The organism is Okeania sp. SIO2C2 (genome assembly GCF_010692625.1).
Taxonomy (GTDB): Bacteria; Cyanobacteriota; Cyanobacteriia; order Cyanobacteriales; family Microcoleaceae; genus Okeania; species Okeania hirsuta.
The window spans coordinates 187,157-195,067 of the sequence record NZ_JAAHGM010000015.1; the positions used below are offsets into that span (position 1 = coordinate 187,157).

Sequence of the window (7,911 nt, forward strand, 5' to 3'; positions counted from 1 at the left end):
GGAATATTCTCTTTTCTCTTGGTCGATTGGATATGGTGAGGTTTCCTCGCCATCCCACCCTACGGGAAGCTCCGCTAACCACCGCTTTTTATCCCCTTTTAAGGGGAAACTTGAGACAAAATTTTTTCGGTCATAATGAAAATTTTTCTGTTCATCAATTACTTTATTAGTTTATCATTCAGCACGCGGTGCATGACAGTCAAACAGACCATTATTCGATAAATGGTAAGCTTACTGTCACACACCCTACTCGATCTTTTGTTGACAAATAATTTCGGCGTTGCTGATTCTAGGTATGATTTGATAATTTGGGATTGTTTGAACTACTTGTTAATATTAACTGTTCCCTGTTCCCTATTCCCTATTCCCTATTCCCTTGGGATTGTTTGAACTACTTGTTAATATTAACTGTTCCCTGTTCCCTATTCCCTATTCCCTATTCCCTTGGGATTGTTTGAACTACTTGTTAATATTAACTGTTCCCTGTTCCCTATTCCCTATTCCCTATTCCCTTGGGATTGTTTGAACTACTTGTTAATATTAACTGTTCCCTGTTCCCTGTTCCCTATTCCCTATTCCCTATTCCCTATTACCGATCAACTTACTTTCATACCTTAATTCAGCAATGCCAATACAATTAATTATTAACTAAAATACAGCCTTTTCTAGGAAGTAAATTCAATTTTAATTGAGTAGATTCTTCTTGCCAGGAAATTTCACAACTACCATAAACAATTTTACTAGGTCGAGAATTAAACTGAGTAACAGAAACATTTACATTTGCTGCTTCCGTACCACTATTAATAGTCACAATAATTTCCTCATCTCCTAAAATACGAGCAAATACATACACATTTCCCTCGGCAAATAAAACCTCATAACTACCAGTACGCAAAGCAGAATATTGATTTCTAATAGCAATTAACTTTTTATGATATTCCAAAACTTGATTATCCCATTCTTCAGTAGCAGGAAAACCACGACGAGAGTCAGGGTCTAACTTCCCTGGTAAACCTACTTCATCACCATAATAAATACTAGGTGCGCCAGGAAAAGTCATTAACAACAGAGTAGCTAACTCAACACTTGCTTTATCCCCTTGAGCAATACTCAAAACTCTAGCTGTATCGTGACTATCTAATAAATTGAGTTGAGTTAATTGAATTTCCCACGGATACAGTTGCAGCAACTCCTGCATTTTTTGACCGTATTCAACAGCAGATATAGCTGGATAAGCTGAATAGTCACAACCTTTAACTTGGTCAATATCTACGCGATCGCCCGCTGTAAAAGCAATAGTTGGACCAGTAAACAAATAATTCATCACCCCATCAAACTGAGTACCATCTAACCATTGCACGCAGTCACTCCAGACTTCACCCACAATATACGCTTCTGGGTTAATAGCTTTGACGCGATCGCGAAATTCTTGCCAAAACCCAGGAGTTTTAACTTCAAACGGTACATCCAATCGCCAACCATCAATGCCAAACTCTAACCAATATTCCCCAATTTCCATAATGTATTCTTTCACTTCGGGGTTATCGTGATTGAATACAGGTAAAGCACGGTTGCCTATCCATCCGACATAATTAGCAGGTAAACTACCATCGTAAGCAGAAAGAGGCCAGTCTTCTATTTTGAACCAATGTAACCAGGGAGAATGAGGACCGTTTTCCAAGATATCGTTGAAGAAATAGAAACCCCGACTAGCATGGTTGAAAACTCCATCTAGAACAATTTTAAGGTTGCGATCGTGAGCAGCATCTATTAATACCCTTAAAGCTTCATTACCTCCTAAAATTGGATCGACTCGGTAATAGTCATGGGTATGATAGCGATGGTTACAAGCTGATTGAAAAATAGGAGTGAAATAAATAGCAGTGACACCCAGGTCTTGAATATAGTCAAGTTGTTCGATGACACCCCAGAGGTTGCCGCCTTTGTAACCTTGGGGAGTAGGAGGTTCATCCCAAGGTTCTGGGGTAGAAGGATAATAACCTTTGTCTATTCCTTTTCTGGTCTGGGTAGGTGCTTGACCTTTAGCAAAACGGTCTGGGAATATTTGGTAAAATACGGCGTGTTTTACCCATTCTGGTGTTTGAATTTGCATAGATAATTATCTCTTTAATTAGGAAACCACTACTATTTTGACAGGAAATTGGTCTCAAAGTATCACAAATTAAAGTAATATTAAAATTTGTTACAATGACTAGGCAATTTGATGTAGAGAAAGGGTAGATTTGTAAAGGAGACATAATATTCTAGAATTTGCTAAAGCCACTGAAAAAAAATTAGTGAGTATTATGGCCTATTAGCAAAGAATTATTTAAGGAAAAATCAAAATTACATTGTGATGGTGATGGCAGCAATAGCTCACGTCAATACTTGTTTAAGCAAGACTTGCAAGCTCTAATTAATGAATTAGGGATAAAAATTCCCATTCCAAAAATCTAATTACCAATCCATAAAATCATGTTAGAATATTACAATGCCTTCATCTCTTACGGACGTGCTGACAGTAAATCTTTTGCTACAAAACTCTATGAAAAACTCACAGAAAATGGTCTAAAAATCTGGTTTGACCAAAATGATATTCCTCTGGGAGTAGACTTTCAAAATCAAATAGATGATGGCATCATAAAAGCTGATAATTTTCTGTTTATTATTGCGCCTCATTCTGTTAATTCTTCCTACTGTCTCAAAGAAATAGAATTAGCTATTAAATACAATAAACGAATTATTCCTCTGCTTCACGTCGAACAAATTACTTATGAAATTTGGCAACAACGAAACCCAAAAAAAACTTTAGAAGAATGGAAAATTTATCAAGAAAAAGGTAAGCATTCAAGTTTTCCTAATATGCACCCTGAAATAGGCAGAATTAATTGGGTTTATTTTCGGGAAAATCTTGATAATTTTGACAAAAGTTTGACTGACTTAATCGAATTATTTAATCGTCACCAAGATTATGTAAAACAACATACTAAGATTTTAGTTGAAGGTTTAGACTGGGAAAATAATCAAAAACAAACTCGTTATTTATTAATTGGAAAAGAACGTCTACAAGCAGAACAATGGTTAAAGATTAAATTTACAGAAGAACAACCCCCTTGTATTCCTACAGATTTACATTGTGAATTTATCTGTGAAAGTGATAAAAATGCTAATAATTTAATGACTCAAGTTTTCCTGGCTTTTGCTGAAGCAAATAAAAGTATCATGGAGCAAATCAGGAAAAGTTTAATTAGAGAAGGAATTACTGTCTGGAGTTCTCATGCCGATCTTAAAACTGGAAAAGATTTTCAAATAGAAATTAATCAAGGAATTGCCGGAGCGGATAATCTAATTTATTTATTGTCTCCTTCAGCCATAAAATCTGAATATTGCCAACAGGAATTAACTTATGCTTTGAGTCTGAATAAACGAATTATTCCTATATTAATTTCTCCTGCAGATTTAACAGAAATCCCTCCAGAAATCAATAATTTACAATTTATTGATTTGAACACTGAATCCTATCAGGAAGCTGTAGATAAAATTATCAAAGAAATACAAATAGAAGCTATTTATTATCAACGACATAAATTTTTATTAGTCAAAGCTTTGAAATGGCTAGAACAAAATCGTAACCATAGTATTTTATTGCGGGGTTATAATCTCGAACAATATCAAAGTTGGCTGGAATTAGCTGGGAATAGAACGGCTAATTTACCCACAGATTTACAAACAGAATTTATTACAGAAAGTGCTAAACAACCACCTAATTTGGTGTTGGATGTTTTTGTTTCTTATTCCAGAGCAGATTCAGATTTTGCTAGAGGGTTAAATGATGCTTTACAAACTCAGGGAAAAACTACTTGGTTTGACCAGGAAAGTATTGCTACGGGAACAGATTTTCAACAGGAAATTTATCGGGGTATTGAACAGTCGGATAACTTCTTATTTATTATTTCTCCAGAGTCGGTAAATTCTCCTTATTGTGGAAATGAAGTCGAATATGCCAAAAGTTTAAATAAACGGTTTGTGACGGTATTGCATCGAAAAGTTGATACTGCAAAATTACATCCAGAATTGGCCAAAGTGCAATGGTTAGATTTTCATCGGTATGGGGGAGACTTTTATGCTAACTTTAGCGAGTTAGTACGTTTTTTGGATACTGATAGAGATTATGTCAGAAACCATACAAAATTGTCACAACAAGCATTGGACTGGGAGGAAAAAGCTAGTGAAGATTTATTGCTACGAGGAAGTGAACTGGCGATCGCTAAAAAGTGGTTACAGGAAGCTCTTAACAGTAACAAACAACCCCCACTCACCAAGTTGCAAAAGAAATTTATTGGAGCTAGTGACGAGCTACATACTAGCATCCAACTAGCAACAGCAAAACGCCGAAAACTTGATATTACAACTGCTTGGGGAATTACAGTGGGTTCGCTATTGGCAGTTATAATTAGCACTGGATTATGGCATAATTCTAGATATGAGCATAAAAAAGCGCAACTTAATTTAGCAGAGTCTCTTGCTCGTTCTTCCTTGTCTCTATTTGTTGGTAACAAAGAATTGGAGGCTTTTATCGAAGTGATTAAAGCGGGAAAAAATTTGCAAATATACAAGGTGAAAGATCCAGAAGTTATCGACGCATTGCAGCAGTCTGTTTATGGTGGGAGTGAAAGCAACAGATTACAAGGACACAAAAATTCCATTAGGTCTCTGAGTTTTAGTCCAGATGGCAAAATATTGGCATCAGGCAGCGATGATAAACAGATTAAGCTTTGGAATATGGAAACGGGAGAGGAAATACGAACTTTGTCTGGACACGATCGCTCTGTTATTAGTGTCTGTTTTAGTGCGGATGGAAAAATTTTAGCATCAGCAGGAAAAGACAAGAAGATAAAACTTTGGGATGTAGAAACAGGCAAGGAAATTGACACCTTTACCGGACATACTGACTGGATAAATAGCATGAGTTTCAGTCAGGATGGTAAGATTTTAGTATCAGGGAGTAAGGATAATACGATTAAACTCTGGAATGTAGAGACAGGCAAAGAAATTGACACCCTTTTCGGGCATCAGGGTAGTGTAATTAGTATCAGTTTTAGTCCTGACGGTAAAACTTTAGCATCGGGAAGTAAAGACAAAACCATTAAGTTTTGGGATGTAGAGACAGGTAGAGAAATTTACACCCTCTTCGGACATAATGGTTTGGTAAGTAGCGTCCGTTTTAGTCCCGATGGCAAGATATTGGCAAGTGGTAGTTATGATCAGACTGTTAAACTTTGGGATTTAGAAACAGGTGAGGAAATTCGGACTTTGACAGGACATTTTAGTTCAATTATGAGTGTGAGTTTTAGTCCGAATGGTAAACATTTAGCGACTGGTAGCAAAGACCGAATAGTTAAACTATGGGATATAGCAACAGGAAACGAGATTCGCTCTTTTCATGGTCACGATGCTTGGACGTTTCGGGTAAGTTTTAGTCCGGATGGGAAGATATTAGCATCGGGTAGTGGTGACAAAACCATCAGACTCTGGAATTTAGAAACGAGAAGGGAACTTGGTACACTTAAAGGACATGATGATTCGATTCAACATTTAAGTTTTCCTCTAGCTTCATCTCCTCAGATATATAATTCTGGGAAAAGAACGATATTTGTTTCTGGTGGCGCTGATAAATCAGATAAAGAGATGATATTTGTTTCTGGTGGCGCTGATAAAACTGTCAAGATATGGGATTTGAAGACTACAACTCAACATACTTTGAAGGGACATGATGACTCGGTAATGAAAATTAGTGTGAGTCCGGATGGCAAGACTATTGCTTCTGCTGGTGAAGATAGCACTATTATTTTATGGGATGTAGAAACAAAACAAGAGATTCATCGACTCAAAGGTCATACCGATGCAGTCAAGGCGATTAGTTTTAGTTCTGATGGCAACATCTTAGCTTCTGGCAGTAAAGATACTACCATTAAACTTTGGAATTGGAGAACAAAAGAAGAAATAGGTAATATGAAAGGTCACGAAAGCACGGTAATGACAATGAGTTTTAGTCCGGATGGCAAGACCTTAGCTTCTGGTAGTAAGGATAATATAATTAACCTCTGGAATATCGAAACAATGGAGAAAATGGAACCTCTCACCAACGATAATCAGAGTTCTAATTTTAGTGTCAGTTTCAGTCCTGATGGTAAGACCTTAGCTGCTGGAGGCGATCGTAATCTTGTTACTTTATGGGATGTGGAAAAAAGAGAAAAAGTTTTCACTTTTAAGGGTCATAGTAGTTCTATCAACAGCGTTAGTTTTAGTCCGGATGGCAAGATTTTAGCTTCTGGAAGTTCTGACAAAACCATTAAACTGTGGAACCCGAAACAAGGAAATTCTATTTTAACATTTCACGGACATGAAGACTCAGTTAATAGTGTTAGTTTTAGTCCGGATGGTAAAGTCTTAATATCTGGTAGTGATGATCAAACAATTAGACTTTGGGATGTAGAAAAACTAGATTTAGAGGTAGATTTAAACGACCTAATGCTCCGTAGTTGTAATTGGGTGCGTGGTTATTTACAGCATAATCCTTATGTGGAAGAGGAGAATAGAAACTTGTGCGATAATATTGGTTAAATCAAAGTGGGTATTCAATAATTAACAATTAATAATTAATAATTAATAATGGCTTTCTTGCATGAATGTTGCGATCGCAGATGACTACCTTTAACTAAGTTTTCTTATCAATTAGGGCAAATGTGGCTGCATCCAATTATAGATTTTTCTATTCCTCCAGAAACAGTTTTTCTTCGTTTACCAGCTTGGCAACTTTTGGAAAGTAGTAAAGACCAATTATTAGCCACAACTAAACTAGAAAAACTTTCATCAATAGTGATTATTGCTGCTGCATATAGAGATGCACAATTAACTGTTGATAAACAAAATTTTCCTTTACCTGCTGCTGTTAGTTACTGGCGTTCTCAAAAACTGCGTAATGTATTTATAGGAGGAGAAATTCATGCTTATATGGTTCATCATTTCCTGAGCCAAAGATTAGTTATACCTATTCCTGATTTATGGCTAATTGGGGTAGCTATTGTGTTAGGTAAAGGAATAGTATTAATCTTAGAAAAAAAATCTCCATTACGCCAACAAAAAGGGATTTTTTTATTCCTATTTTTACTAAATATAATTTATGGTTTAGCTAGTCTACAAATTTATATTACTGCTGCAATTTTATTGCCTTTGTTCTTGCCTAGTTTAACATTTTGGGTTTGTATATTTTTCTATTTAATAAAACCAAAATCGACAATTAAATTAGTTTGACAATTTAAATGGAAGAGGAGTGTTTTCTATCAACCCCCATCCCCTCACCCCAAGAAGGTCGCACATGATAAGTAGGAAATGTACCATAACCCTTAGCTAAAGGAGTTTTTCCCACATAATCGCAAGTAAATTCCTTTACCCCTTCTGAAGCTACCATTGCAGCAAACTCCTGACTCGAATAAACTTTCCCTGGTGGAGTAATAGGTTCAATTCTGGCAGCATAATTTACATGAGTACCACTGTAGGTTGTATCCCCAGTGATGGGATTAGTATATTTATAAACCACCCCTGTATGTAACGCTACCCGTAAATTCAAACTTGCGGGCAACCCTACTTTTTCCCAATCTGTACTCTGAACAAGATCACATACTTCCAAGGCAAATAAACCTGCATCCCTTACATTAGAGAAGACATAATATAAAGCATCTCCCCAAGTATTTTTCATCACTGGTTTATAAGAAGATTGAACCTCTGCCTCTAAGTTTTCACCTAAAATCAAAGCTACTTCTCCCAAAGTTGCCAGCAACCAGTAGTTATTCTCACTCCTTTGAGAAAGTGGTGGGAGTTCAGCCAAACATTTTTCCCGTACTTCAGTAG

At 36.4% G+C, this 7,911-nt stretch carries 4 protein-coding genes; 2 read left to right on the top strand and 2 right to left on the bottom strand.

Translation table 11 applies throughout. The annotated features are described in order from the left end of the window. Positions 1-637: 637 nt before the first annotated feature. Complete coding sequence (locus tag F6K18_RS15445; RefSeq protein ID WP_287522003.1) at positions 638-2,113, bottom strand: glycoside hydrolase family 13 protein; 1,476 nt, start codon at positions 2,111-2,113, stop codon at positions 638-640. A gap of 362 nt (positions 2,114-2,475) precedes the next feature. Between F6K18_RS15445 and F6K18_RS15450 the strand changes: the two genes are divergently transcribed. Together F6K18_RS15450 and F6K18_RS15455 are read left to right on the top strand one after the other, a co-directional pair. Beyond that, positions 2,476-6,624, top strand: a complete 4,149-nt coding sequence (locus F6K18_RS15450) for a TIR domain-containing protein (RefSeq protein WP_287522005.1) — start codon at positions 2,476-2,478, stop codon at positions 6,622-6,624. A 120-nt stretch (positions 6,625-6,744) separates the two neighbouring features. Next, complete coding sequence (locus F6K18_RS15455; protein WP_287522007.1) at positions 6,745-7,314, top strand: hypothetical protein; 570 nt, start codon at positions 6,745-6,747, stop codon at positions 7,312-7,314. Positions 7,315-7,318: 4 nt separating this feature from the next. Here the strand turns inward: F6K18_RS15455 and F6K18_RS15460 are convergent. Further along, positions 7,319-7,911: adenylate/guanylate cyclase domain-containing protein (locus F6K18_RS15460; RefSeq protein WP_287522008.1), on the bottom strand; the 593-nt coding region annotated here is incomplete at its 5' end.